Source organism: Microbacterium sp. M28, from assembly GCF_025836995.1.
Classification (GTDB): Bacteria; Actinomycetota; Actinomycetes; order Actinomycetales; family Microbacteriaceae; genus Microbacterium.
On record NZ_CP107546.1, the window covers coordinates 302,546 to 327,464 of the forward strand.

Consider the following 24,919-nt stretch of genomic DNA (forward strand, 5'->3'; position numbering starts at 1 on the left):
GGCATGCGCGTTCTCGACTCCCACCTCCATCTCTGGGACCCGGAGCTCCTCCGCTACGAATGGCTGGAGGGGCCGCTGGCGTACGCCTTCGCCGGGCTCGAGCTCGACCATGCCCGTGTCGAGCTCACGGATCAGGAGAGTGCCGTGTTCGTCCAGGCCGACTGCGTCGAAGAGCAGTACCTGGACGAGGTGCGCTGGGTGGACGGCCTCGCCGAGGAGCTCGGCATCAGCGCGATCGTCGCCGGGGCGCGGTTGGACCGCGGCGCCGCCACGATCTCGCACCTCGACGCCCTGACCGGATTCGCGCGCGTCGCCGGCGTTCGACACCTCCTGCAGAGCGAACCGGACGGGTTCGCGGCATCCGGCGCATTCATCGCGGGCGCCCGCGGACTCGCCGAACGCGGTCTGAGCTTCGATGCGTGCGTCCGCGGCGCGCGCCAGCTCGCCGATGTCGATGCGCTGGCGCGGGCCGTGCCCGACCTGCGCGTCGTGCTCGACCATCTCGGCAAGCCGGGCGTCGGCACGGCATCCGCGCCCCTCAAACCGTCAGCGCTGTGGCTCGGCGGGATAGACGCGCTCGCGCAGCATCCGCTCGTGCACTGCAAGCTCTCCGGACTGCCGGCGGAGGCCGGCGGTGACTGGAGCGCCGAGCAGATGGCGCCGTTCCTCGATGCCGCGGTCGAGGCCTTCGGCGCCGAGCGGCTGATGTGGGGCAGCGACTGGCCGGTGTCGGTGATCGGCCCCGCCGAGGCGGACGACCCGCACGCCCCGGCCGACGGGTCGCCGAGCTACCAGTACTCCGGCCGCAGCCGCTGGGCCGGAGCGGTCGTCGACTGGGCGCGGGACCGCGGGCACGACGTCGAGGCGATCATGTGGGGCACCGCGGCGCGGTTCTACGGGATCGGCTGAGGTCCTCCGAAGCGGATGCCGCTACCGGGGCCGTACGCGCAGAGCGACCATGCCGCCGTCCACCTCGACATAGCTGCCCGTCGTCGACCCGGCGTCCGGGCTGACGAGGTAGGCCACGGCCGCGGCGACCTCGATCGGGGAGACCAGCCGGCCGTGCGGCTGACGCGCCTCCAGAGCCGCGCGTTCGGCGGCGGGGTCCTCGGCCTGGTCCAGCAGGCGACCCACCCATGGGGTGTCCGCTGTCCCGGGGTTCACGGCATTCACCCTGATCCCCTCGTGCAGGTGATCGGCCGCCATCGCCCGCGTCAGGGAGAGCACAGCCCCCTTGGAAGCGCTGTACAGTGCCCGCTGCTGCAGGCCGACGGTGGCAGCGATCGAGGAGGTGTTGCACACCGCCGCGGCGGGCGAGCGCCTGAGCCACGGCAGCGCGGCCGCTGTCACGCGCGCGATTCCGGTCACGTTCACGGAGAGCACGCGCGCCCACTCGTCGTCATCGTTCGCGGCGATGTCGCCGACGGCACCGACGCCGGCGTTGTTCACGACGATGTCGATCCGCCCGAACCGCTCGGCGACCGCTGAGACGGCCGCGTCGACGGATGCGCGGTCGGACACATCGGCTGTGAAGGCGGCGAACGGAGTGCCCTCCGTGTGCAGATCCACGACCGCGATCTCGGCGCCGTCGGCGTGCAGCCGCTCGGCGATCGCCGCACCGATTCCGGAGGCGCCGCCGGTGACGACCGCGACCAGTCCCTCCAGTCGACGCGTCATTCCGCCGCCTCCCATGCCACGAACTCCTGCCGCTGATGCCCGAGTCCGTCGATCTCGATGTCGACGACGTCACCCGGGGTCAGATAAGGGAACTTCCCGCCGAACGCGACGCCCTGCGGCGTCCCGGTGAGGATGAGGTCCCCCGGCTCCAGGGTGACGAACTGCGACAGGTGATGCACGATCGCGCGTACGTCGAAGATCATGTCGCTCGTGTTCGAGTCCTGGCGCGGCTCACCGCCAACCCAGCTGCGCAGTCGCAGATCGTCCACGTCGACCTCGTCCGGGGTGACCAGCCAGGGTCCTGTGGGGTTGAAGCCGAACGCGATCTTGCCCTTCGACCACTGTCCACCCGACAGCTCGATCTGGAACGTCCGCTCCGACACGTCGTTCGCGACGACGTAACCGGCGATGTGCGCCTCCGCCTGCTCGGGGGAGTCCAGATATGCGGCGCGCTCGCCGATGACGATGCCGAGCTCGACCTCCCAGTCCGTCTTCTCGCTGCCGCGCGGGATGGTCACGGCGTCATTCGGCCCGACCACGGTGTTCGGCGTCTTCAGGAACATGATCGGCACCGTCGGCGGCTCCGCTCCCGACTCTCTCGCGTGGGCGGCATAGTTCTGTCCGATGCAGATCACCGCGCTCGGACGCGCGATGGGGGCACCGATGCGCAACTCGGCTGCTCCGTCGAGCTCGTTCAGTGCGCCGGCATCCAGAGCCGACTGCACCCGGGCGCGGAAGTCGCTCGACAGGAAGTCGCCGTTCACATCGGATGTCACGGGTCGCAGGTCGAGGTGGCGATCGCCGTCCACGAGGACGGGGATCTCGGATCCGGGGGCGCCAAGCCGCGCGAACTTCATGATTCTCCTGCTTCGTCGGGGAGTGGCCGTCCTGCGGCCGGTGTCGTTGACAGTATAGACATCGGATGTTTACACTCCAAGAGATCCGCGCTGATCGATCGACGCGCGAGGAAGAGGGAACCGTGAGCCGCATCGTCGCGCTTGAGACCACCGACGTCCGCTTTCCGACGTCGCTGAGCCTTGACGGCTCAGACGCCATGAATCCCGACCCGGACTACTCCGCGGCGTACGTGGTGATCCGCACGGATGCCGGAGACGCCGGTCATGCGTTCGTCTTCACGATCGGCCGCGGCAACGATGTGCAGGTGGCGGCGATCGATGCGCTCGTCGGTCACCTCGTGGGACGCGAGATCGAACCGCTGCTGGACGACATGGGCGGCACATTCCGCGAGATCATCGGCGATTCGCAACTGCGCTGGCTGGGTCCGGAGAAGGGCGTCATGCACATGGCGATCGGCGCCGTGACCAACGCGCTGTGGGACATCAAGGCCAAGCGCGCCGGGCTCCCGCTCTGGCAGCTGCTCGCCCGCATGACACCCGAGGAGATCGTCGACCTCGTCGACTTCCGCTATCTGACCAACGCCCTCACCCGCGACGACGCGCTCGAGATCCTGCGGGCGGCGGTGCCAGGCCGTGCGGAGCGAGAGCGGGAGCTGCTCGCGACCGGCTACCCCGGCTACACGACCAGTCCCGGTTGGCTCGGATACTCGGACGAGAAGCTCGAGCGCCTCGCACGCGAGGCCATGGCCGACGGCTTCACCCAGATCAAGCTCAAGGTCGGCGCCGACCTGCAGGACGATATCCGGCGCTTCCGCAAGGCCCGAGAGGTCGTCGGGCCCGATTTCCCGATCGCGATCGACGCCAATCAGCGCTGGGAGGTGTCCGAGGCGATCGAATGGGTGAACGCGCTCGCGGAGTTCCATCCGGCCTGGGTGGAGGAACCGACGAACCCCGACGACATCCTCGGTCACGCCGAGATCGCCCGCGGCATCGCTCCGATTCGGGTCGCCACGGGGGAGCACGCGCACAATCGCGTGATGTTCAAGCAGCTCCTGCAGGCCGATGCGATCAGTGTCATGCAGATCGACGCGGTGCGCGTCGCCGGCGTCAACGAGAACATCGCCAACCTGCTGCTGGCCGCCAAGTTCGGCATCCCGGTCTGCCCGCATGCCGGGGGCGTCGGACTGTGCGAGGCCGTGCAGCACCTGTCGATGTTCGACTTCGTGGCCGTGACCGGCACCCGAGAAGGGCGTCTGATCGAGTTCGTGGATCACCTGCACGAGCACTTCGCCGTCCCGACCGACATCCGCGGCGGGTCCTACATGCCGCCGACCGCGCCGGGAGCCGGCATGGAGATGAAGCCCGAGAGCATCGAGGCCTACACCTGGAGCGGTGCGCATGCCCTCGCGTGAGCTTCCGGCTCTCGGATACGGCGCCGCGAACGTCGGCAACCTCTTCCGCGCCCTGACGGATGACGAGGCATGGGAGATCCTCGAGACGGCGTGGGACGGCGGCATCCGCTCCTTCGACACGGCTCCGCACTACGGGCTCGGGCTCTCCGAGCGGCGGCTGGGTGCCTTCCTGCAGACCAAGCCCCGCGACGAGTTCGTGCTGTCCACGAAAGCAGGCAGGCTCCTGCGCCCCAACCCCGAGCGCACCGGCGGACTCGACACCGCGAACGACTTCCACGTGCGCGACGATCTGATGCGGGTGTGGGACTTCTCGGATGCCGGCATCCGCGCGAGTCTCGACGAGTCGCGTGAGCGGCTGGGCATCGAGCGCATCGACATCCTGTACCTGCACGATCCGGAGCGTCACGACCTGGATCTCGCGATCGACAGCGCGTTCCCCGCGCTCGAACGGCTCCGCGCCGAGCACGAGGTCGACGAGATCGGCATCGGCTCGATGGTGGCCGAGGCGCTCACACGCGCCGTCCGGGAAGCCGATCTGGACACGATCATGGTCGCGGGACGGTACACGCTGCTCGAGCAGCCGGCTGCGGCCGATGTGCTGCCCGCCTGCGACGAGACCGGAACGGGGATCGTCGCGGCATCCGTCTTCAACTCCGGGCTGCTCGCCCAGAGCGAGCCGCGCCGGGACGGACGCTACGAGTACGGTGCGCTGCCGGAGCAGCTGTGGGAACGCCTCGTGCGGATCGCGGACATCTGCCGCAGCCACGACGTGCCCCTGCCCGCGGCCGCGATCCAGTTCCCCTTGCAGGCGTCGGCCGTGCGCTCGGTCGTGGTGGGCGGCAGCCGGCCTGCGCAACTGCGGCAGAACGCCGAGTACGCCGCCCTCGCCATCCCTACTGGTCTCTGGGCGGAGCTCGCGGACGAAGGGCTCATTCCCGGAGGTCAGGATGCTTGAGGGAATCCACCCGCTGCTCACCGGTGAGCTGCTGCTGCATCTGGACCGGATGGGTCACTCCGATTCCGTCGTCGTCGCCGATGCGCATTTTCCGGCATGGGGGCTCGGGGATCGGGTCGTCGATCTGCCCGGTACCACGACCCCCGACGTCGTCGCGGCGATCCGGACAGTGCTGCCGCTGGATGACGCGCCAGGTCTGGACCTGATGGAGTCGGCGGATGCCGAGGTGCTGGACGTCCAGCGGGAGCTGATGACCGCCGCGGGCACCGTGGAGGCGACCACGCGCTTCGTCGAGCGCTTCGCGTACTACGACGTCGCGAAGGACGCGTATCTCATCGTCCGCACCGGCGAGATGCGGAAGTACGGCAACGCGTTGCTGCGCAAGGGCGTCGTGGGGCATTCCTCGAGCTGACGCCCGCTCACGCGCGGCCAGGATGCGATCGACGAGGTCCTCAGCGGAGCCCCTGTCGTCGCGTTGACGATGCCGCCCACGGGTCGGGTATGTCTGCGCCCTGGCGTCGCGGCGTGGACTCGAACGGGTTCCCAGTCAATCGATACTTGTCAGTCGATTATCGATTAGTTTAGGATGAGGCCATCCACCGCACCGCGCACCGTCGCGCGGTGCCCTTGAGTCTGGAGAGCGCGATGAAGCGAGCTGCGACGACATTGATCCTGACCGCCCTGGTGGCGACGGCCCTGCCGGCGCTCCACCCCGAACCGGCCTCTGCAGTCGACGAGCCGCCGGGTGACGTGATCTACGTCGCCACTGATGGTGACGACGAGGCGGTCGGCTCCGTCGACGCCCCGCTGGCGACGCTCGAAGCGGCACGCGACCTCATCCGCGAGCGCAAGCAGGCCGGCACCCTGTCGGCGGACGGCACCACCGTCTACCTGCGGGAAGGCAGCTACCAGCGCTCCGCATCCTTCTCGCTCGGTGCCGAGGACTCCGGTACGGCGGATGCCCCCATCGTCTATCGGTCGTACCCCGGCGAGGTGGCGACGCTGACCGGCGGTCAGGCCCTCGCGTACGAGGACTTCCGTCTGACCGAGGATCAGGCCGTCCTCGACCGCGTGATCGACGAGTCCGCCAGGGATGACATCCGCGAGATCGACCTTGCGGCTCTCGGCATCGACGACTACGGCCAGCTCAGCCGTCACGGCTACTGGAAGGCCAACGACGTCAGCGTCACCCCGCCGATGGAGCTCTACGTCGATGGCCAGGGGATGACCCTCGCACGCTGGCCCAACGCGGGCGCCACCAAGGACACGGTGCAGATGGGCGACATCATCGATCCGGGTCCCACCCGCGCTGATGCCGACCTGCAGGAGCGTGGCGGCACCTTCACCTACACATACGATCGTCCGCAGCACTGGACCCAGGCAGAAGATGTGTGGCTCGACGGGATCTTCGGATACAGCTGGGAGTGGTCGTACAACAAGATCGAGGCGATCGACACCGAGGCCAAGACCATCACCCTGCGATACGGCGAGATGTCGGGAATCATGAAGAGCTGGTTCCCCGATTTCCACTTCGCGCAGAATCTTCTCGAGGAGCTCGACGCACCGGGGGAGTACTACATCGATCGGGCCGCGGGCAAGCTGTACCTCGTCCCGAACGCCGCCTTCCTCGCCGGGCGAGGCGAACCGGTGGTCACCACGCTCGACGAGCCGATGATCCGCGCCGACGGCGCCTCGCACATCACCTTCGACGACCTCGTGCTCGAGTACGGGCGCGCCACAGCCGCTGTCATCCTCGGCGGGTCGAACGTGACGATCCAGCACAGCGACATCCGCAACTTCACCGACGGCGGTGTGCTCATCAATTCGCCGGGCCGCTACACCTATGACGGAATCCCCGTGAACCGAGGTGGCAAGGGCCACGCGGTGCTGGACAGTGAGCTCAGCCACGTCGGCGGCGTCGGCGTCGTGCTGCAGGGCGGCGACAAGACCACGCTCACGCCGGGCAACAACAGCGTGCAGAACTCGGAGATCCACGACTTCGCGTACTACCACAAGGCCTACAACCCCGGCGTGATGTTCGACGGCGTCGGCAACGTGGCCCGCGGCAACGAGATCCACGACGCCCCGCACCCCGGCATCATCGTGCACGGCAACGATCACCTGTTCGAGCAGAACGAGGTCTACGACGTCTGCAAGACGTTCCACGATCTCGGGGCGATCTACATGAACGCGGGGATGACGCCGCAGCAACGCGGCCACGTGTTCCGGCAGAACTACTTCCATGACATCGGCGCCGGCATGGCCGGTGTCGAAGGGATTTACGCGGACAACTTCACGTGGGACCTCACGATCGAGAAGAACATCTTCGTGAACATGGGAAACAGCGCCATCAAGAGCGGATCGGCCGACTACATCGAGGCCACGAACAACATCTTCGTCGACGCGAACGTCCCGTACGACAACTACGAGCTGTGGATGGGCGATCAGGAGGGCAATGTCGTCGATCGCTCCTACATGCCGGAGTGGGAGAAGGTGTTCGTCGAGAACAACGACTTCGTCGGCACGCCGTATCTCGAGAAGTATCCCGAGCTCGGTCACTTCTTCGAGGACAACCACTACTTCCCCGACCACAGCACGTTCGCCAGGAACGTCGTATGGAACCCGACCGTGCCACGCCAGTCCCAGGTCAACGCGCAGGGGGCGAGAGATGTCAAGGAGCTGCTGAACTACGACAGCAATTGGGTGAGCGATGGTGATCCAGGATTCGTCGATGCCGCGAACGGCGACTACCGACTGACCGAGGACGCGGCGGTGTTCGCACAGATCCCCGGGTTCGAGGACATCGGCTTCGACGAGATCGGTACGAAGGGCCATATCGGCCAGACGCAGTCGCCCGAATCGGTGCCGCTCGAGGCGGTCGCGTTCGATGCCGATGCCGTCACGCTCGACGTCGGCAAGGAACTGCTCGTGCAGGCGACGCCTCTGCCGTGGAACGCGGATGACGCCGGTCTCGTCTACTCATCGGCCGATGAGTCCATCGCGACGGTCGACGACGGGAAGCTGGTCGGAATGGCACCCGGTTCGACGACCGTGACGGTGGCCGCGGCATCCGATGCCGGAATCTCGGACACGATCGAGGTGACCGTCGGCGAGGGCGACGGCGTGCTGCACTTCACCGACTTCGAAGACGGCTCGAACGGGTGGCCGACGGATCCGAACCGCAGTATCGTCACCGGCGACGGCGGCGATCACGTCTACCGGATCGTGAACGGCGCGAACTCGCAGCTCCCGCGGGACTTCACCAGCTTCGTGCTGGACTTCGACGTCACGACGCCGGCGACGATCCCCGCGAATGCGGTCATGATCGTGTACAACCGCAACAGTGCCGGCGGCGGGTACATCCGCTACCGCAATGCTGCCGCAGGCCCGACATGGACGATCTTCGACAACGCGTGGCAGACCGTCGGCGAGGCGGTGCTCGACCCATCGAAGGCATTGCCTGCCGCAGCGACGAGCCATGTCCGCATCGCCGTGCAGGACGGTGTGATCCGCATCGTGGTGGACGGAGAGGTCGTCCTCGAGGACGCGGACCCGGCCCCGGGAGCCGCCGGGAAGGTCGGGTTCTACACCGAGGGCTTCTCGCACCTGGACTTCGACGACGTCGGGTTCTCGATCTCGGCGGTCCCGGTGGACGGCATCGCTCTCGACGCGAACGAGCTGGTCCTGCAGACCGGCGAGCGCCGTCCGGTGATCGCGACGGTGTCGCCGCAGGACGCCAGTGACGTGCGCGTCACGTGGTCCAGCAGCGACACGGCCGTGGCATCGGTCGCCGGCGGCACGGTCTCCGCCCTCGCGGCCGGCGAAGCGACGATCACGGCCACGTCGGTGGCCGATCCGTCGATCTCGGCTACGGCGGTCGTGACGGTCGCGGATGCCGAGCACCCCACCGTCGCGCTCGGCGACCAGCTCGCCGATGCGGCGAACTGGACGCAGTCGGACAAGCTCGACTTCGATCAGGGGACGATACGGGTAGGCGCGGAGGGGGTGCACGGCTATGAGGCGGAGCGCTTCGGAGACGGGCTGCTGGAGTTCGACGCGACCTTCGGCGCGTTCGACGGCGGCTGGTACGGGTTCCAGGTCCGATCCGACCAGACGGGTGTCCCTGCCTGGCAGAACTCCAACACGGGCTACCTCGTCGTCGTCAAGGAGGACACGATCGAGTTCCAGAGCTGGAGTCCGGGGCAGACGATGCTCGACATCATCCCGAACACCGTGATCGAGCCGGGAAGCACCCACCGCATCGCGTTCGGCGCCGTCGCCGAGGGCACCGGAACCCGTATCGTCCTCGAGGTGGACGGGAAGACCGTTTGGAATCGTCTGGATGCCAGAGAGAACCTGCGCATCGGTGCCGACGGCTTCTTCAACGTCTACCACTACGCCAAGCAGAACAGCATCACGCTGACGAGGGTCGCACCGCCTGCGACCGTCACGGGGGTGGCATGGGCCGAGGAGGCCGCGCCGAAGGTGAAGTACCTCGTCGGTGAGGGGTTGGACGTGACCGGGATGATCCTGGACGTCGCTTGGAGCGACGGCAAGACGACCAAGGTCGATGTGACACCTGAGATGGTGACGGGGTTCGACAGCAGCCGAGTGCGCCCGCACCAGAAGCTGACCGTCTCCTACGAGGGCGGCGCGGTGGAGCTCGTCGTATCCGTGAAGAAGAAGCACAAGTGAGCTCGTGGCGCGGCCTGCGGACACCCTCGAGCCCGCGGGTCGCGCCATTAGCGATAGTCGATAATGGACGTAGTATGAAGGACATGGCAGAAGCACTGGCTCCGCAGGGGCTGCAGCGAGGGCTGCTCTCCGATCAGATCTACCTGATGATCAAGGCGATGATCAAGGACTCCCGTCTCGCACCCGGCGAGCAGCTGGTGGAGTCTCAGCTCGCCCGTCAGCTGGAGGTCAGCCAGGCGCCCGTGCGCGATGCGTTGAAGCGATTGGCACACGAAGGACTCGTGTCGCACATCCGCCATCAGGGCAACTTCGTCGCGACCTACACCGATGACGAGGCCGCTCAGGCCAAGATCGCACGTGTCGAACTCGAGGGACTCGCCGGACGGCTGGCCAGTGGCAATCTGGATGCGGATCGTCGCACCGAGCTGATCACGGTCATCGAGCAGATGCATGCGGCCGCCGATGATTCCGATCTTCCGGCTTTCCGAGAACTGGACTTCGTGTTCCACCGGGCCGTCATCGAAGCGAGTGGCAACGTCTACCTCCCCAAGATGTGGGATCTGCTCGAACCCAGCCTGCGCGTGATGCACGTGCTCGGTGACCCGACGTTCACAGGGGACTGGCATGAGGTCGCCGAGTGGCACCGCGGGCTCCTGGACGTCCTCGATGCCGGGGACCCGGACGCGGCATCCACCCTGTTCCGCCGGCACGCGGCCGGGACTCTCCTCGAGGATCAGGAAGCGCCCAGCGCGTAGACCCGGTCAGCGGTGCCGTGCCAGACGGAGGCCGCGTCGTCGCGGCTGAGTGCCGACAGCATCCGTGCGGTCGCGCTGACCACGTCGGAGTGGTGGAGATTCCGCGCGGACATCGGCCAGTCGCTTCCGAACATCAGTCGATGCGGCCCGAAAGCCGCCAGCGCGGCATCCGAGATCTCCTGCAGCTCATGATCGGTCCGTGCGCCGACCACGCCGGAGAGCTTGGCGTGCACGGTGCTCCGGCGTGCGACATCGACGAGATCCGCGCGCCAGCCGGGCGTCGGGTCGCCGGCGCCGAGCCCCAGATGGCACAGCACCACGGTCAGGTCTGGATGCCGGTCGGCGAGTGCCGCGACGCCGGGGAGCTGGTCGGGGCGGATGAGGAACTCGAGAACCCGGTCGGTGCGGGCGAGGCCATCCGCCAGAGCGTCCAGCTCGACGACGTCGGAGAGGTCGGCCGCATGCTGCGGAATCGCGGCCCGGAGTCCCGCCACTTCAGGCCCCAGCGCCCTCGCCGCGACCCCGGCCCATGCGCCCGGTGCGGGCGAGTACTGAAGCACGATGCGCGACAGCATCGGGCTCCGCGCCGCCTGCTCGGTGAGCCAGGCGGCTTCCTCGAGCGTGTCGGCGGCCTGCACAGCGATCGCGGCATCCACGGCCGCCTCCGCCTCGAGGTCGGCCGCCGTCACGCGCGGTGCGAGCCCCATGTCGTCACGGAACCAGGACAGCGGATGCCGTGTGCGGTCCCAGAGATGGATGTGGGCGTCGACGATGCGCATGTCAGCCGGTGGCGATGCGGTCGAGTTCGGACCAGAGCGCGTCGGGGATCCGGGCGTTCGCACTCGCGACGAAGGCCTCCACCTCGGATGGGGTCCTGGCGCCGACGATCACCCCTTCGACATCATGCTGAAACGGGTACTGGACGGCGGCATCGGCGAGGCTCGCGCCCGCACTCAGGCAGGCCTCCTCGAGGCGCAGCGCCGTCGAGACCGTCGCGGGCGGGGCCGGGTGGTAGTCGAAGTACGCGGCGCCGCGTGGATCGGCGAGGATGCCCGAGTTGTACACGCCGGCGGCGAGGATGCCGACGCCGTGCGCAGCGGACGCGGGCAGCAGCTCGTCGAGCGCGGTTCGGTCCAGCAGAGTCAGCCGGCCGGCTTCCATGATGACGTCGACCGGCGCCTCCGCGGCGAACCGTGTCAACGGCGCCGTCCGCACCATTCCGACACCGAGCGCGCGGACGACGCCCTGCTCCCTGAGCTCGATCATCGCCCGCATCGCACCGGACAGTGCGGCGTCCACGTCCTCGGGGTCGTGCAGGTGCAGCAGGTCGATCCGATCCGTACGGAGGCGCTTCAGGCTCCCCTCGACGCTGCGCCACACGGCGTCGTAGCCGATGTCGCTCACCAGTCCTGCGCCGCTCCCTCCGACCGGGACCTCGGTGCCGTCGGCGTCCACGATCATGCGCCCCACCTTCGTCGCGAGCGTCACGGTATCGCGATCAATGCCCGCGAGAGCCGCGCCCAGTCGACGCTCGCTCTCGCCGGCGCCGTAGTTCGGGGCCGTGTCGAAGAAGCGGATGCCGTGGCCGAGCGCAGCCTGGACGGTGGCGACGGCATCGTCGTCGCCGACCGCGGTGTAGAGGTTGCCGATCGGCGCGCAGCCGAGGCCGAGAGAGTCGTGGCGGCTGTCGGCCTCGATCAGCGGACGGAGCTCTGCGCGGAACGCCATGCCTCGTACTCCTCCCGGCTGTCCGGAGTGAGAGGGTAGTAGTCGCTCAGGCGCGCGCCCTCATCCAGCCGCTGACGGCTGAAGCCCTCCCATTCCTCATGGTCGCGCGCGGAATCGACCACGCTCGATGCCATCGCCCGGGGGACGATGACCGGTCCGTCGTCGTCCGCGACGACGACGTCTCCCGGCATGCACAACGAGCCGCCGACGGCGACGGGGACGTCATAGCCCCACGGCGTGAGTTCGGACTGCGAGGCGTAGTGGGGGGTGGTCCCCGTCGACCACACGGGGATGCCGAGTTCGCGGATCTTGCCCGAGTCGCGGATCCGGCCGTCGACGACGATGCCCGCGCCGCCCTTGCGGGCGAAGTATCGCGCGAGGATGTCGCCGATGCAGCCTGAGAATCGGCTTCCGTACGCCTGGATGACGAGAACGTCACCGGGCTGCACGGCCTCCAGGACGTGCCACAGAGCGGTGTGCCGTTCGGCGTACTCCTGACCGTGTCCGGAGGCGAGATCCTCGCGCTGCGGCATGAACTGCAGCGTCAGCGCGGAGCCTACGACGCGCTGACCGGGGGAGAGCGGGACCGGTCCGTCGACGTAGCTGTGACGGATGCCGAGGCCGTGGAGCTTCGCGCACGCGGTCGCGGAAGACACCTGGTCGAACGAGGACATCAGTTCGGCGGACGGCCGCTCGTACATCGGCCCGCGGACGGGAAGCGTGAAGTCGGGGCGGATCAGAGGGGTGTCGCTCATGATGTTCCTTCGTCGGTGCGATGATGCGGTGCGGACCGCGTCCGCGTGAGGGTCAGGGTCAGTTCGGCGGCGTGGGCCGGCGCCAACTCCACGGTCAGCGTGCCGTCCGGACATTCGACGGTCCGTGTCGAGGGTTCGACGCGGGTGCCGGCGTAGGCCCCGCTCGGACCCGGGTATCCGTCGTCGCCCTCTGCGGTGACCGCGGCGCTCGCGATGCGGGTGCGCGAGAAGCGTCCGGCGAGGATGCGCACACGGCGGGCGCGGGTCGTCGACGTGTTCACCAGGCGGATGCCGATGGTGTCGGATTCCAGACGGTCGACGAGCGCGGCGACGTCCTGGGGGAGTCCGGGGCGACCGAGGTCCGCATCGGCGTAGTCGATCGCCGAGAACGGAAGCCCGCCGTTGTAGAGCACCTGCGGCGTACCGGTGACGAGCTGCGACAGCACTTCGGTGACGACGGGATTGACGCGCTGCCAGAAGTGCAGATGCGCGCCGTCCGGATCGTCGCCATCCGTGCGCATCAGCGCGACGCGGCGAGCCACCTGTCCGAGGGCCATGGCGAGCGCGCGCTCCGGGTATTCCGGCAATGCTCCGTCGAGGAACCGGATCCAGCCGGCCTCGTGTCCCGCCTCCTCCTTGTCCCGGAACTCGCCGACCGGGTCCAGGGTGGAGGGCAATCCGTCGATCGCGCGATCGAGACGTGCACGATCGGCATCCGACCGGGACCACCACCAGAGCCAGGTCGGAAGGTCCAGTTGCAGAGGGCCGAAATCGAACCAGCCATCGGCACCGTGGCGATACGGCACGAGGAGACAATCGTCCGCGGACGCCACGCCGAACCGGAATTTCCATTCGCCGCGCAGGCTGTAGTCGGACGAGTCCACGCTGCCGCGGATTCCGTGCTCGAGCACCGTGTCGAGCATCGTTCGCACCATGTCGAGCGGGCGATCGTCATCGGTGATGAGTGCGGCGTTGAGCCCACCGATCAGGGCGCTCATGGCGACGGAATGGAGTCCGTGCGGCCATGCCCAGCCGTAGTGGCCGCCCCACCAGCGTCCGTCCTGGAGCCCGCCGACGGTTCCATCGGGGGCGACGTTGTCCGGCAGCAGCCCGTTGTTCGCCGCGGCCCGCGCCATCCACCCGTCGACGTAGCGCGTCACCCAGGACGCCGAGCGCGCATCCCCGTCGTACAGCCAGGCGTTGGCGACGAGCGATGTCGCGGCGAGGTTCACCGCGACGTCTCCCACGGCCCGGCGCTGCATCTCTTCCGCCATGCGGCGGGCGTTCTCCGGATCGGCGAGATCATCCCACTCCGCGATCCCGTCGATGCCCTGCACGGGCAGTCCATACGGGCGCATCTCGGTCAGCGCGGCGGAGTACGGTTGCGGGACGCCGTCCTCGAGGCCGCGCCGCGCGCCGAGCGCACCGTTGTGCGGCGCACGGATGATGTTCCGCTCGGCGTCATGGTTGCCGTGCCGCGTGTCCGTGTAGAGCGCCGCGAACCGCTGCGCGCGCTCGGCGAACCGCTCGTCTCTCGGATCGGCGGCGCAGATGCCGAGGAAGAGCAACGCGGACTCGCCTTGGTGGAACCAGTCGTACCCGTTCTCGTACTCGTCGGTGAGCATGCCCGCGGACGAGAGCTGGGCGGTGACCCCCTCCCAGTGCCGCTTGGCATCGCTCAGCGCGTCATCCGGTCCCCCCAGTAGATAGAACGCGGGCCAGTTGAAGAACGGCTCGTACAGGTCGTCGACGCCGTCACGGTCCGCGAAGGCGGCGATTCCGCGCAGGCTCCCGTCCGGATTCGTGTAGCGCTCGACGAACAGACGTCTGGCGTCCTCGATCTCGGAGAACAGCCGACGCTGCAGCACAGCCCATGCGGGAAGCGATCGGAGGGGCGTCGTGTGAGCGGTCGTCGACATCCTCAGCCCTTCGTCGCGCCGGTGACGAGACCGCCGATGATGTGCCGCTGCATGATGACGAAGAAGACCATGGCCGGCAACACGGCCAGCAGCAGCGTCGGGAAGACGACCGTGTAGTCGGTGGCGAATTGCCCGACGGCCGCATAGACGCCCGTGGTGACCGTGTAGATGCCCGAGCTCGGTCCGAGGATGATCTGAGGGCTGACGAAGTCGTTCCACACTCCGATCGAATTCAGCACGACGACCGTCGCCACGATCGGGCGCATGACGGGGAAGATGCAGGACCAGAACGCCCTGATGCGCCCTGCGCCGTCGAGAGATGCTGCTTCGTCGATGTCTCGCGGAACGGTGCGCAGGTAGGCCGCGAACAGGAAGATCGTCACCGGCAGCGTCGCCGCGGTCTCGAAGAGGATGAAGCCGGGGACGGTGTTGATGAGCCCGAGCAGACGCAGCACGAAGACGACCGGAATCAGCGTCACCTGTCCTGGGATGAAGAGCCCGGAGACGAACAGCAGCAGCAGTCCCATGTGCCACTTGGAGCGGCCGCGGGCGATGACGAACGCCACAGGTGCCGCGAGCGCGATGCAGCACACGTTGACGAGTGCGACGAAGAAGAGCGTCACGCCGTAGGCGGCGATGACGTTGAACTTCGAGCTCGTGATCGCTGCCCAGAGATAGTCGAAGGTGAAGGTCGCCGGATCGAGGCCGAGCGGGTTGGCGATGATCTCGGCCTGCGGCTTGAAGGCGTTGATGACCATCGTGTACAGGGGCACGAGCATCAGCAGTGCCACGGCGCCGAGGATGGTCCAGCGGACCACGCGGGCGGGGACGGGAGCGGAGGTGCGGGCGCCCATCAGTCGGTGACCTTTCGCTCGGCGCGGCGGCGGATGAGGGTGACACTCAGCCCCAGCACGGCGGTGACGATGAGCAGGATGACGGACTGCGCGGCGCCGAAGCCGAGGTTCGAGTTCGCGAAGCTGTCCTTGAGGATCTGGTAGACGATGGTCTGCGTCGAGCCGGCCGGTCCGCCATCCGTGAGGGAGAGGACGATGTCGTAGGCCTTGAGGAGCCCGACCAGGGTGAGGACGATGTTGACGGTGAAGACGGGGGCGATGAGCGGCAGCGTGATGTTGCGGAACTGCTGCCACCGAGTCGCGCCGTCGACCGTCGCCGCCTCGTAATACTCGATCGGCACGGACTTGATGCCGGCGAGGAACAGGATCATGTTGAACCCGAAGTGCGACCAGACGATGGTGAAGATGACGCAGGCCCTGGCGAAGTCGGGCTCGACGAGGAACGGCATCGCGGGGAGTCCGAGTGTCGTCAGCATCCCGTTGACGGCGCCCTCAGGAGCGAGCATCGCCGACCACAGGAAACCGATGATCAGGGCGCTGATGACGTAGGGGTAGAAGAAGATGGTGCGCAGCAGGGTGTTCGATCGGCCGGGGCCCGAGATGAGGGCGGCGATGGCGAGACCCACCACGTTGCACAGGACCGTCCCGATGACCGCGATGATCCCCGTGAAGATGGCGGCGTCGACCGAGCGCGGGTTCCGGAACGCTTTGAGGTAGTTGTCCCACTCGACGAACGTGAAGTTCAGGCTGTACCCGTTCCAGTTCGTGAAGCTCAGGACGAACGCGAGGATCATCGGGATCACGAACATCAGCAGGAAGACGGCGACGGCGGGTGCCGCCATCAGGAACCCGGGGAAGGCGCTCCGCACGCGCGCGGCTGCCGACTTCCCGCGTCGTGGCGGAGGCGGCGCCGCTGCGGTCACTGGCTCAGCGGTGCCCGGTGGGGCGATCATGGTCTGGCTCATCTTCGAGATCCTCTGTCGTGCGGGCTCCGGGCGCAGCGGGAGCCGCGCCCGGAGCATGGCGTCAGTTCGCGTTCGCGAGGAACCACGCATCCATCGCGTCGAGCATCTCCTGCGCGGGGGTGCCGCCGATCAGGGCCTGCGTCTGCGTGTTGAGTTCGTTGGAGTACTCCGACGGCAGCGTGCGCTCGCCGTAGCCGTTGCCCGTCGGCGTGTACGCGTCGGCCGGGGTGTCGGCGACGATCTCGAGCAACTCCTCGCCGAGCGGAGTCATCTCGTACTCGTATCCGTCGCGGAAGTTGCCGTCGACCGCGAGCTGGCTGCTGACCGCCTCCTGATCGGTGACCAGGAACTCGATCAGTTCGGCGGCGGCATCCTGATGCTCGCTGGACTTCATGATCGAGTAGGGGCTGGCGATGTTGGCGCCCATCGACGGCTGCGTGCCGGCATCGAACGCAGGTGCGCGGAAGACTCCGATGTCAGCGGATTCGGCGGCGTTCGCCTGCGTGCCCGCGAACCAGCTGCCCATCGAGTACACGGCGGTCTTGCCGGAGAGGAACGCCTGCTCGGCATCCGGGTACTTGATGCCGAGGGCTTCCTTCGGGATGTACCCCTGGGCGACCCACTCCGCATAAGTGTCGACTGCTTCCGCGTACGTGTCGCCGAAGGTCAGTTCACCGGCGCTCATCTCCTGGAACCAGTCCGGGTACTCGGTGATGATCGACGGGAGGCCGAGCGTTTGGAGCGTGTGGCTGGTCATCCAGTCGCCGCCGGTCTGCACGGGCGTCCAGCCGGCGGCCTTCAGCTTGCCGAGCGCCTCGGTGAGTTCGTCGACGGTGGCGGGGGCCTCCGTGATTCCCGCCTCGGCGAAGGCTGTCTTGTTGTAGAAGAACAGGCTCTGCAGCTGCACCCCGATGCCGGCCATGTAGTACTTGCCGTCGATCGTGTACTGCTCGGCGAGCGGTCCGGAGGTCGCCCAGTCGTACTCGGAGAGGTCGACCAGCTCAGGGGCGATCTCGGTCGTGGGGGCCATGGACTGGACGATGTCCGGGGCATCACCCGCGGCGAGCAGTCGCGGGACAGCCGCGTGCACGCCCTCGGCACCGGGGTTCTGAATGACGACGTCGATGTTCTCGTGCTCCTTCTCGAAGGGGGCGACGAGGTCGTTCCAATACTCCTCGGTGAGGTTCGGAGTGACGTTGACGAGCATGCTGAGTTCGATCTTCTCGTCGCTGTCCGCCGGGGCGGACGACGCGCAGCCGGCGAGCGCGAGGGAGGCGGCCGAGGCGATGCCCAGCGCGGTGAGGTGTCGGCCCTTGATCATCGTTGATCCTTTCGTGGTGCACGGGAGGGATGTCCCGAACATACACTAATCGATAATCGTTTGTGAAGTACTTCGTGGTTGCGACGAGGGCGGAATGAGGCTGTGGCCGAGCAATTCCACACCAATGATGGCAGTGGCTGGCGACGGCGGGGTGTACACGGACGGGAACCCCTTGTCGATGTCGGAGGGGCGGAGCAGACTGGCCGCGAGGATTCGGCACTGCGGCTGTGAAGGCCCGACGGAGAGGCGAGAGAGATGGCACACGGAGACATCACGCACATCGATATCCCGGTGGGGGACATGGCGCGTGCGACGACGTTCTATTCGACGCTGTTCGGCTGGCAGATCGCCGAGATGCCCGGGTTCGAGGGGTACCCGATGTGGCAGGCCCCGAACGGTATCTCGGGCGGCGGACTCGCTCCGCGCGATCCCGGCTTCACCCAACCGCGTTCGTACGTCGAGGTCGACTCGATCGACGAGACGATCGCGGCGGCGGTCGCAGCCGGAGGCAGCGTCGCTGCCGAACGGCAGCCGATCACCGACACGAGCGCGTGGGCCGTGATCGTCGATCCGGACGGCAACCACATCGGGCTGTTCGAAGGCGTCGTCGGCGGCTGAGCCCTTCCGGCGGTGCTCCCACGGCAGGCCGTGACCGCGCCGTGGGAGCGGATTGCGACGCGGAGTGACCGCGCATGACGGCCCGCGCGCTCCGTTCATGAGCACGTCTCTACCATCGCGGCATGGACGTGACACTGGACATCACGCTGCTCAGGACGTTCGTCGCGATCCGCGAGCACGGCGGTTTCGGACGCGCGGCTGCGGCGCTGCAATGCAGCCAGCCCACCGTCAGCCAGCACGTGCGCGTGCTCGAGCGACGGCTGGGCCTGTCACTCGTCGAGAAGGTCGGACGGGTCGCGCGCTTCACGCCGGACGGCGAACGACTGCTGATCGAGGCGCGCCGCATCATCTCCGTGCACGACGAGGCGCTGCGGCAACTGAGGGGAGCGCCGGCGTCCGCCGATGTGAGCACGGAGGCCGAGATCGAGGGCGTCGGCGTGCAGGACAGCGGTGAGCTGTCCGCCTTTCTCCGCTTCGTCGCCGACTGCGCTCCACAGCTGCTCTCCGAGTGGTCCGCTGCCGGTAACACATCGTCACGCACTGACACGTCCCGTCGTGTGTGACGCTGCGCGTCTTCGCGGAGTGGTGATGCCGCGGTGCGCTCGTTCCGCGTCATGACGCGGAACGGAGCGATCAACCGGCCCATGCATCAGCGTTCGTGATCGGTGGTCGTGGGAATCGCTATTGGACGCCGCCCGAGCGCTCGACGCAGGATTCCCAGCATCCCCACCGACCGAAAGGAACCGTCATGATCTCCTCCAGATCCCCTCTCCGACGATCGACGAGGCGGCTGGCTCTGATGTCCGGTGCGGTCGTCGGTCTCACTCTCCTGGTCGGCTGCGCGAGTGCGAGCTCCGCCTCATCGGAGCCTTCGGCATCCGCGCCCCTGCCGACCGGAGCGCCGTCGGCCGACACCGAACTCCGCGTCGCGGGCAGGACGACCCAGCTGCAGCTCGAGCTGGCCGGTGATGAACTCGACGGTCCTGCGTTCGGCGTCGCCGAATGGGTGAACGCCGCAGCGGGCCCAGACGTGATCCAGGCCTTCCGCGCCGGAGCGCTCGACATCGCGAGCAACGCGATCATCCCGCCCATCCAGGCGCACGACATCGGATTCGACGCGACGATCGTCAGCGTGCTCGAGCGTCCGCTTCCGGGTTACGTGTTCGCGAGTGCACCCGGCGTCGACCTGAGCGACTGGGAGGATCTGCGCGGCAAGCGGATCGCCTTCTCGCAGGGGCAGTCGCAGGGCGACACGGTTCTGCGGACGCTGCAGGAGGCGGGCATCGAATACGACGAGGTCGAGTTCGTCGAGCTGCCGAGTACGCAGTTCCTCACGGCGCTGCAGGGCGGGCAGGTCGACATCGCTCCGCTCTCCGAGCCGGCGGTGACGAAGTACATCGACCAGTTCGGAACGGACGGGGCCGAGGCGCTGCCGGCCGAGGTCCCGGATCTGCTGACCGTCCTCTGGGTGCCCACGACGGTGCTGGAGGACGAGGAGAACGTGCGCGCGGTCCGCGACTACATCCGGGTGTGGGCCCAGTCCCAGGTCTGGGCCTGGGAGCACCCCGACGAGTGGAAGCAGTTCTACTTCGTCGACACCGAGGGCGTGACGGCCGAGGACGCCGATCGCATCTGGGCGCTGGCCAGCAAGCCCTCCTTCCCGACGGACTGGGACACCGCCGTCGAATGGGCGCAGTCGTCGGCCGACCTGCTCGCCGATGGCGGGTTCATCGACGAAGTGGATGCCGAGGTGCTGTTCGACCGTCGGTTCGAGGGTGACGCCGCCGCCGCGGTATCCGACGAGTACGTGAAGGGGGAGTGACATGTCTTCGATCAAGCTGACGACACGGCCGACCGCTGTGGTCGCGGCCCCGGACACAGGGCCCGCGCCCGCACCGAGCTCCGATCTCGTCCTGCAGTCGCGTCGTCATCGCCTCGGTCGTGGCCGGTCGCTGCCCGGTGCGCGCCTGCTCGGCCCGTTCATCATCGTGGTCCTGTGGTTCGCGGCATCCTCGTGGGGGCTGCTCGACCCGCGACTGCTCAGCGGACCAGGCACCGTCGCGGCGACCGCATGGCAGCTCATCATCGACGGCACGCTCGCCGAGCACGTCGGAGCCTCGCTGTCCCGGGCGCTGCTCGGCCTCGTGATCGGCACGGTGACCGGCGTGGCACTGGCCGTCATCGCCGGGCTCAGCCGTCTCGGCGAAGCCGTCGTCGACGGCACGGTGCAGGTCAAGCGGGCGATCCCGGTCCTCGCGCTGATCCCGCTGCTCATCCTGTGGCTCGGCATCGGGGAGGAGTTCAAGGTGACGATCGTCGCGCTCGGGGTCCTCGTACCGATCTACATCAATACCTACAGCGCCCTGACCGGCATCGACACCAAGCAGATCGAGCTCGCCGAATCGCTCGGGCTGACGCGGTGGCAGTACATCCGCTTCGTGCTCGTGCCCGGTTCGCTGCCCGGGTTCTTCGTCGGCTTCCGTCTCGCGGTCGTCGGATCGTGGATGGCACTGATCGTGGTCGAGACCATCAACGCCACCTCCGGCGTCGGCTACATGATGTCCCAGGCCCAGCTGTACGCCCAGTCGGACATCATCCTCGTCGGCCTCGTCGTGTACGGCGTCTTCGGCTTCGTCTCGGACGCCCTCGTCCGACTTCTGGAAAGGCGGGTGCTGTCATGGCGCCGCACACTCGCGAGCTGACCCCGACCGTCGGCACGGCCGTCCGCACCGTCGGGCTGCGCCGGTCCTTCGGTGACAGGGACGTGCTGGACGGCATCGACCTCGAGATCGATCGGGGCGAGTTCGTCGCTCTGATCGGTCGCAGCGGTTCGGGCAAGAGCACCCTGCTCCGAGCGGTCGCAGGCCTGGACGACACCGTCGACGGATCCGGCGAGATCCACGTCCCCCGGCGCGTCTCGATGGTCTTCCAGGACTCGCGGCTGCTGCCGTGGCTGCGCGTGCTCGACAACGTGGTGCTCGGCCAGTCCGGGTCCCTCGCGCGAGAGCGCGGCCGCGAGGTGCTCGCCGAGGTCGGACTCGCCGGCCGCGAGCGCGCCTGGCCGCACGAGCTGTCCGGCGGCGAACAGCAGCGCGCGGCGCTGGCGCGTTCCCTCGTGAGCGAGCCGCAGCTGCTGCTCGCTGATGAGCCGTTCGGGGCGCTCGACGCACTCACCCGCATCAGGATGCACGGCCTGCTGCGCACCCTGCTGCGCGTCCACCGTCCTGCTGTTCTGCTGGTCACGCACGACGTGGACGAGGCTCTGCTGCTCGCCGACCGCGTGCTCGTGATCGACGACGGGCGGTTCTCACTCGATCTGCGGATCGAACTGCCCGAGCAGCGCACTCCCGCCGACCGGGAGTTCACCCGCCTGCGCACGCTGCTACTGGCCTCGCTCGGAGTGCAGAGCGATCCGGTCGGCGACCACACGACATCCACGACGACCGAGGAGATCTCATGAGCACGGCACGACAACTGCACTTCAACCTGTTTCTGCACGACACGGGGCATCACGAGGCATCCTGGCGCCTGCCGGAGTCCGATCCGCATGCGCTGCTCGATCTCGCGTACCACCAGCGGCTCGCGAAGATCGCGGAGGATGCGAAGTTCGACTCGCTGTTCCTCGCCGACTCCCCTGCGCTGTTCGGTGAGGTGGGTCGGCGCCCCGTGGGCGGGTTCGAGCCGACGGTGCTGTTGACGGCCCTCGCCGTCACCACCTCCCGGATCGGTCTGATCGCCACGGCATCCACGTCCTACAACGAGCCGTTCAACCTCGCGCGGCGCCTGTCGTCGGTCGATTGGATCTCGAACGGGCGAGCCGGCTGGAACATCGTCACGACGGCGGGGGAGGCCGCTGCCCGGAACTTCGGACTCGAAGACCAGCCGCTGCACCGCGACCGTTATGCGCGGGCGTCGGAGTTCCTCGAGGTCGCGACCAAGCTGTGGGACTCGTGGGAGGACGATGCGATCATCGCCGACAAGGATGCCGGGGTGCACGCGCGCGCCGATCGGGTTCACGCGATCGGTCATCGCGGGGAGCACTTCCGTGTGGAGGGCCCCCTCAATTCGCCGCGCAGTCCGCAGGGGCACCCGCTCCTCGTGCAGGCGGGGTCGAGCGAGAGCGGCAAGGAGTTCGCCGCGCGCTGGGCTGAGGCGATCTTCACGGCGACGCCGACGATCGAGGAGGCGCAGGAGTTCTACGCCGATATCAAGCGTCGGGCGATCGAGAACGGCCGTGACCCCGAACAGATCAAGGTGCTGCCCGGCCTGGTCCCGATCATCGCCGACACGGAGGCCGAAGCACGAGAGCAGGAGGCTGAGCTGGACCGGCTCATCGCCCCGGAGTTCGCGCGCGCGCAGCTGGCCAAGGTGCTGAAGCTGCAGCCCGAAGAGCTCGAGTTCGATGCCCCGTTGCCGGCGGATCTGCCGAGCGAGGACGAGATCGAGGGCGCGAAGAGCCGCTACACGCTGATCGTCGCGCTCGCCCGACGGGAGAACCTCACCGTCCGCGAGCTGATCGGCCGCCTCGGCGGAGGGCGTGGGCATCGCACCTTCACGGGTACGCCGCTCCAGGTCGCGGACACGATCCAGCAGTGGTTCGAGCACGGCGCGGCGGACGGATTCAACATCATGCCCGCCGTCCTGCCCTCGGGGTTGGAGGCCTTCGTCGAGCGGGTCGTGCCGATCCTCCAGGAGCGCGGGCTGTTCCGCACCGAGTACACCGGGACGACCCTGCGAGAGCATTACGGGCTTCCGCGCCCCGTGGGTCGTCGCGAGCTCGCCGCGGTCTGATCGCGTCGTGCGGCGTCGCCAGGGAGGGGGCGCCGCACGACGTTCCGCGCGTCAGCGGGCCGCGCGCCGTGCCCGGTAGGCGGCGACGGCGTTGCGGTTGGTGCAGGTCGTCGAGCAGTACCGCTTGGAGCGGTTGCGGGAGAGGTCGAGCACGATCGCGTCGCAGTCGTCGTCGGCGCACACGCCCAAGCGGCCACCTTCGTCCGCACGGATGACGTCGATCAGCGCCATCGCCGTCTCGATCAGGATCCGCTCCGGCAGCGATCGGTCGTCGGAGACGGCGTGCAGATGCCAGTCCACGTCGCCGTGCCGGATGAGCCGCGCGTTCAGCGGCACGGCGGCGAGGGCGTCGTTGACGTGTGCGACCATCTCGTCGCGCTCGGCGAGCAGCATCGTCCGCAGTCGAGGACGGAGTGCCCGCACGGCGTCCAGTTCGCGGCCGTCATGATCCACCCTGCCGGTGTAGAAGTGCGCCGCGAGGAACGCGTCGAGGTCGCCGCGCGAGGTCAGGGTGTCCGGGTGCTCCGCGCTGTTGGCCAGCTCCACGGCAGCACTGAGCGATGCCTCGGTGTCATTGGTGAAGAGCATGTTGACAGCTTACATCGGCCGCGACTAGTGTCATCGACCATGAGGGCAATGACCAATGACGTGACGCGTCGCTCGCAGGTCGGCATCGGACTGGTGGTCGCGATCGGGGCCGCCTTCTCGTTCGGGATGTCCGGCGCGTGGGCGCGCGGGCTGATCGATGCCGGATGGACGCCCGGCGCGGCGGTGACCGCTCGTGTCTGGGTCGGTGCGCTCATCCTTCTCGTACCGGCCCTGTTGGCGCTGCGAGGGCGCTGGGATTCGGTCCGCCGCAACGCCGGCATGGTGCTCGCCTACGGCATCCTCGCCGTCGCCGCCACGCAGCTCTTCTACTTCCAGGCCGTCGCACGGATGGATGTCGGCATCGCGCTGCTGATCGAGTACACCGCCCCGATCGCCGTGGTCCTGTGGCTCTGGATCCGTCGGGGGGAGCGGCCGACGCGGCGCAGCATCCTCGGCGCCGCGATCGCCTTCGTCGGACTGGTCCTGATGCTCGACGTGATCACGGGGGCCACGGCCGACGTGATCGGGATCCTCTGGGCGCTCGGGGCGATGGTCGGAGCGGCGAGCTACTTCCTGCTGTCCGCGCAGCGGGACACCGGGATCCCGCCGGTCGCACTGGCCGGGCTCGGGCTGCTGCTGGGGGCCATCGCGCTGTCGCTCGCCGGGCTGGTCGGCGTGCTGCCGATGGTCTGGGCCACCGGCGACATCGCCTACCGTTTCGGCACCGTGCCGTGGTTCATCCCGGTCCTCGCGATCGGACTCGGTGCGACCGCCGTGGCCTACGTCCTCGGAATCGTGTCGACCCGGATGCTGGGGTCGCGGCTGGCTTCGTTCGTCGCGCTCGCCGAGGTCGTCGCGGCGATGCTCTTCGGATGGCTGCTGCTCGGCCAGCTCCCCGATCTCCTGCAGGGCATCGGCGCCGCCCTGGTGCTGGCGGGCGTGGTCGTGGTGAAGCTCGGCGAGCCGGCGGCAGCCGAGTTGGTCGAGCCGCTCCCGGAACGCGCGATCTGACCGCTGTGCGTATACGGT

The 24,919-nt window shown here is 68.1% G+C and carries 23 protein-coding genes; 13 read left to right on the forward strand and 10 right to left on the reverse strand.

Annotated features, from left to right (window positions below):
• The first annotated feature begins 3 nt into the window (after positions 1-3).
• Positions 4-909: an amidohydrolase family protein gene (locus OED01_RS01525; protein ID WP_264156650.1), complete on the forward strand. Its 906-nt coding sequence runs from the start codon at positions 4-6 to the stop codon at positions 907-909.
• Between the two features lie 21 nt (positions 910-930).
• On the opposite strand, the gene OED01_RS01530 is transcribed toward OED01_RS01525, so the two are convergent.
• Complete coding sequence (locus OED01_RS01530) at positions 931-1,677, reverse strand: SDR family NAD(P)-dependent oxidoreductase (protein ID WP_264156651.1); 747 nt, start codon at positions 1,675-1,677, stop codon at positions 931-933.
• Entirely contained in the window at positions 1,674-2,534 is an 861-nt protein-coding gene (locus OED01_RS01535) for a fumarylacetoacetate hydrolase family protein (RefSeq protein WP_264156652.1), read from the reverse strand. The genes OED01_RS01530 and OED01_RS01535 overlap by 4 nt, the downstream gene beginning before the upstream one ends.
• Before the next feature lie 122 nt (positions 2,535-2,656).
• Between OED01_RS01535 and OED01_RS01540 the strand changes: the two genes are divergently transcribed.
• The 5 genes from OED01_RS01540 (at position 2,657) to OED01_RS01560 (ending at position 10,351) form a co-directional block, all read left to right on the forward strand.
• Entirely contained in the window at positions 2,657-3,946 is a 1,290-nt protein-coding gene (locus tag OED01_RS01540) for an L-fuconate dehydratase (RefSeq protein ID WP_264156653.1), read from the forward strand.
• A complete protein-coding gene (locus OED01_RS01545; protein ID WP_264156654.1) occupies positions 3,933-4,901 on the forward strand; it encodes an aldo/keto reductase in 969 nt (322 codons plus the stop codon). The genes OED01_RS01540 and OED01_RS01545 overlap by 14 nt, the downstream gene beginning before the upstream one ends.
• The gene (locus OED01_RS01550) at positions 4,894-5,313 is read left to right on the forward strand and encodes an RbsD/FucU family protein (RefSeq protein ID WP_264156655.1); all 420 of its coding nucleotides are present in this window, start codon (positions 4,894-4,896) and stop codon (positions 5,311-5,313) included. Before OED01_RS01545 ends, OED01_RS01550 begins: the two co-directional genes overlap by 8 nt.
• 233 nt (positions 5,314-5,546) lie before the next feature.
• Positions 5,547-9,596: an Ig-like domain-containing protein gene (locus OED01_RS01555; RefSeq protein ID WP_264156656.1), complete on the forward strand. Its 4,050-nt coding sequence runs from the start codon at positions 5,547-5,549 to the stop codon at positions 9,594-9,596.
• A gap of 83 nt (positions 9,597-9,679) precedes the next feature.
• Complete coding sequence (locus OED01_RS01560; RefSeq protein WP_264156657.1) at positions 9,680-10,351, forward strand: GntR family transcriptional regulator; 672 nt, start codon at positions 9,680-9,682, stop codon at positions 10,349-10,351.
• Here OED01_RS01560 and OED01_RS01565 read toward each other — a convergent pair.
• The 7 genes from OED01_RS01565 to OED01_RS01595 form a co-directional block, all read right to left on the reverse strand.
• A complete protein-coding gene (locus OED01_RS01565; RefSeq protein WP_264156658.1) occupies positions 10,330-11,130 on the reverse strand; it encodes an amidohydrolase family protein in 801 nt (266 codons plus the stop codon). The genes OED01_RS01560 and OED01_RS01565 overlap by 22 nt on opposite strands.
• A gap of 1 nt (position 11,131) precedes the next feature.
• Positions 11,132-12,079 (reverse strand): aldo/keto reductase, encoded by a 948-nt coding sequence (locus OED01_RS01570; RefSeq protein WP_264156659.1) that lies wholly within the window; start codon positions 12,077-12,079, stop codon positions 11,132-11,134.
• Positions 12,049-12,834, reverse strand: coding sequence for an RraA family protein (locus OED01_RS01575; protein ID WP_264156660.1), 786 nt, complete (start codon positions 12,832-12,834; stop codon positions 12,049-12,051). The genes OED01_RS01570 and OED01_RS01575 overlap by 31 nt, the downstream gene beginning before the upstream one ends.
• Entirely contained in the window at positions 12,831-14,753 is a 1,923-nt protein-coding gene (locus tag OED01_RS01580) for a hypothetical protein (protein WP_264156661.1), read from the reverse strand. The genes OED01_RS01575 and OED01_RS01580 overlap by 4 nt, the downstream gene beginning before the upstream one ends.
• Positions 14,754-14,755: 2 nt before the next feature.
• The gene (locus tag OED01_RS01585; RefSeq protein ID WP_264156662.1) at positions 14,756-15,607 is read right to left on the reverse strand and encodes a carbohydrate ABC transporter permease; all 852 of its coding nucleotides are present in this window, start codon (positions 15,605-15,607) and stop codon (positions 14,756-14,758) included.
• Positions 15,607-16,572, reverse strand: coding sequence for a carbohydrate ABC transporter permease (locus tag OED01_RS01590; protein ID WP_264156663.1), 966 nt, complete (start codon positions 16,570-16,572; stop codon positions 15,607-15,609). The genes OED01_RS01585 and OED01_RS01590 overlap by 1 nt, the downstream gene beginning before the upstream one ends.
• A 61-nt stretch (positions 16,573-16,633) precedes the next feature.
• The gene (locus OED01_RS01595; protein ID WP_264156664.1) at positions 16,634-17,893 is read right to left on the reverse strand and encodes an ABC transporter substrate-binding protein; all 1,260 of its coding nucleotides are present in this window, start codon (positions 17,891-17,893) and stop codon (positions 16,634-16,636) included.
• Positions 17,894-18,148: 255 nt separating this feature from the next.
• Between OED01_RS01595 and OED01_RS01600 the strand changes: the two genes are divergently transcribed.
• From OED01_RS01600 to OED01_RS01625, 6 genes are all read left to right on the forward strand, one after another.
• On the forward strand, positions 18,149-18,511 hold the full coding sequence (locus OED01_RS01600) for a VOC family protein (protein ID WP_264156665.1): 363 nt from the start codon (positions 18,149-18,151) through the stop codon (positions 18,509-18,511).
• 122 nt (positions 18,512-18,633) lie between these two features.
• A complete protein-coding gene (locus OED01_RS01605) occupies positions 18,634-19,074 on the forward strand; it encodes a LysR family transcriptional regulator (protein ID WP_264156666.1) in 441 nt (146 codons plus the stop codon).
• A 185-nt stretch (positions 19,075-19,259) separates the two neighbouring features.
• The gene (locus OED01_RS01610) at positions 19,260-20,333 is read left to right on the forward strand and encodes an ABC transporter substrate-binding protein (RefSeq protein WP_264156667.1); all 1,074 of its coding nucleotides are present in this window, start codon (positions 19,260-19,262) and stop codon (positions 20,331-20,333) included.
• A gap of 1 nt (position 20,334) precedes the next feature.
• The gene (locus tag OED01_RS01615; RefSeq protein ID WP_264156668.1) at positions 20,335-21,213 is read left to right on the forward strand and encodes an ABC transporter permease; all 879 of its coding nucleotides are present in this window, start codon (positions 20,335-20,337) and stop codon (positions 21,211-21,213) included.
• A complete protein-coding gene (locus OED01_RS01620; protein WP_264156669.1) occupies positions 21,189-21,971 on the forward strand; it encodes an ABC transporter ATP-binding protein in 783 nt (260 codons plus the stop codon). Before OED01_RS01615 ends, OED01_RS01620 begins: the two co-directional genes overlap by 25 nt.
• Positions 21,968-23,302, forward strand: coding sequence for an LLM class flavin-dependent oxidoreductase (locus OED01_RS01625; RefSeq protein ID WP_264156670.1), 1,335 nt, complete (start codon positions 21,968-21,970; stop codon positions 23,300-23,302). The genes OED01_RS01620 and OED01_RS01625 overlap by 4 nt, the downstream gene beginning before the upstream one ends.
• A 51-nt stretch (positions 23,303-23,353) precedes the next feature.
• On the opposite strand, the gene OED01_RS01630 is transcribed toward OED01_RS01625, so the two are convergent.
• A complete protein-coding gene (locus tag OED01_RS01630; protein ID WP_264156671.1) occupies positions 23,354-23,890 on the reverse strand; it encodes a CGNR zinc finger domain-containing protein in 537 nt (178 codons plus the stop codon).
• A gap of 48 nt (positions 23,891-23,938) precedes the next feature.
• On the opposite strand from OED01_RS01630, the gene OED01_RS01635 reads away from it, so the two are divergent.
• The gene (locus OED01_RS01635; protein ID WP_264156672.1) at positions 23,939-24,901 is read left to right on the forward strand and encodes an EamA family transporter; all 963 of its coding nucleotides are present in this window, start codon (positions 23,939-23,941) and stop codon (positions 24,899-24,901) included.
• The last annotated feature ends 18 nt before the right edge of the window (positions 24,902-24,919 follow it).

Coding starts and splice junctions, on each gene's coding strand:
- OED01_RS01525 (WP_264156650.1), top strand. CDS start 4: ATGCGCGTTCTCGACTCCCACCTCCATCTCTGGGACCCGGAGCTCCTC.
- OED01_RS01530 (WP_264156651.1), bottom strand. CDS start 1,677: ATGACGCGTCGACTGGAGGGACTGGTCGCGGTCGTCACCGGCGGCGCC.
- OED01_RS01535 (WP_264156652.1), bottom strand. CDS start 2,534: ATGAAGTTCGCGCGGCTTGGCGCCCCCGGATCCGAGATCCCCGTCCTC.
- OED01_RS01545 (WP_264156654.1), top strand. CDS start 3,933: ATGCCCTCGCGTGAGCTTCCGGCTCTCGGATACGGCGCCGCGAACGTC.
- OED01_RS01550 (WP_264156655.1), top strand. CDS start 4,894: ATGCTTGAGGGAATCCACCCGCTGCTCACCGGTGAGCTGCTGCTGCAT.
- OED01_RS01555 (WP_264156656.1), top strand. CDS start 5,547: ATGAAGCGAGCTGCGACGACATTGATCCTGACCGCCCTGGTGGCGACG.
- OED01_RS01560 (WP_264156657.1), top strand. CDS start 9,680: ATGGCAGAAGCACTGGCTCCGCAGGGGCTGCAGCGAGGGCTGCTCTCC.
- OED01_RS01565 (WP_264156658.1), bottom strand. CDS start 11,130: ATGCGCATCGTCGACGCCCACATCCATCTCTGGGACCGCACACGGCAT.
- OED01_RS01570 (WP_264156659.1), bottom strand. CDS start 12,079: ATGGCGTTCCGCGCAGAGCTCCGTCCGCTGATCGAGGCCGACAGCCGC.
- OED01_RS01575 (WP_264156660.1), bottom strand. CDS start 12,834: ATGAGCGACACCCCTCTGATCCGCCCCGACTTCACGCTTCCCGTCCGC.
- OED01_RS01580 (WP_264156661.1), bottom strand. CDS start 14,753: ATGTCGACGACCGCTCACACGACGCCCCTCCGATCGCTTCCCGCATGG.
- OED01_RS01585 (WP_264156662.1), bottom strand. CDS start 15,607: ATGGGCGCCCGCACCTCCGCTCCCGTCCCCGCCCGCGTGGTCCGCTGG.
- OED01_RS01590 (WP_264156663.1), bottom strand. CDS start 16,572: ATGAGCCAGACCATGATCGCCCCACCGGGCACCGCTGAGCCAGTGACC.
- OED01_RS01595 (WP_264156664.1), bottom strand. CDS start 17,893: ATGATCAAGGGCCGACACCTCACCGCGCTGGGCATCGCCTCGGCCGCC.
- OED01_RS01600 (WP_264156665.1), top strand. CDS start 18,149: ATGGCACACGGAGACATCACGCACATCGATATCCCGGTGGGGGACATG.
- OED01_RS01605 (WP_264156666.1), top strand. CDS start 18,634: ATGGACGTGACACTGGACATCACGCTGCTCAGGACGTTCGTCGCGATC.
- OED01_RS01610 (WP_264156667.1), top strand. CDS start 19,260: ATGATCTCCTCCAGATCCCCTCTCCGACGATCGACGAGGCGGCTGGCT.
- OED01_RS01615 (WP_264156668.1), top strand. CDS start 20,335: ATGTCTTCGATCAAGCTGACGACACGGCCGACCGCTGTGGTCGCGGCC.
- OED01_RS01620 (WP_264156669.1), top strand. CDS start 21,189: ATGGCGCCGCACACTCGCGAGCTGACCCCGACCGTCGGCACGGCCGTC.
- OED01_RS01625 (WP_264156670.1), top strand. CDS start 21,968: ATGAGCACGGCACGACAACTGCACTTCAACCTGTTTCTGCACGACACG.
- OED01_RS01630 (WP_264156671.1), bottom strand. CDS start 23,890: ATGCTCTTCACCAATGACACCGAGGCATCGCTCAGTGCTGCCGTGGAG.
- OED01_RS01635 (WP_264156672.1), top strand. CDS start 23,939: ATGACCAATGACGTGACGCGTCGCTCGCAGGTCGGCATCGGACTGGTG.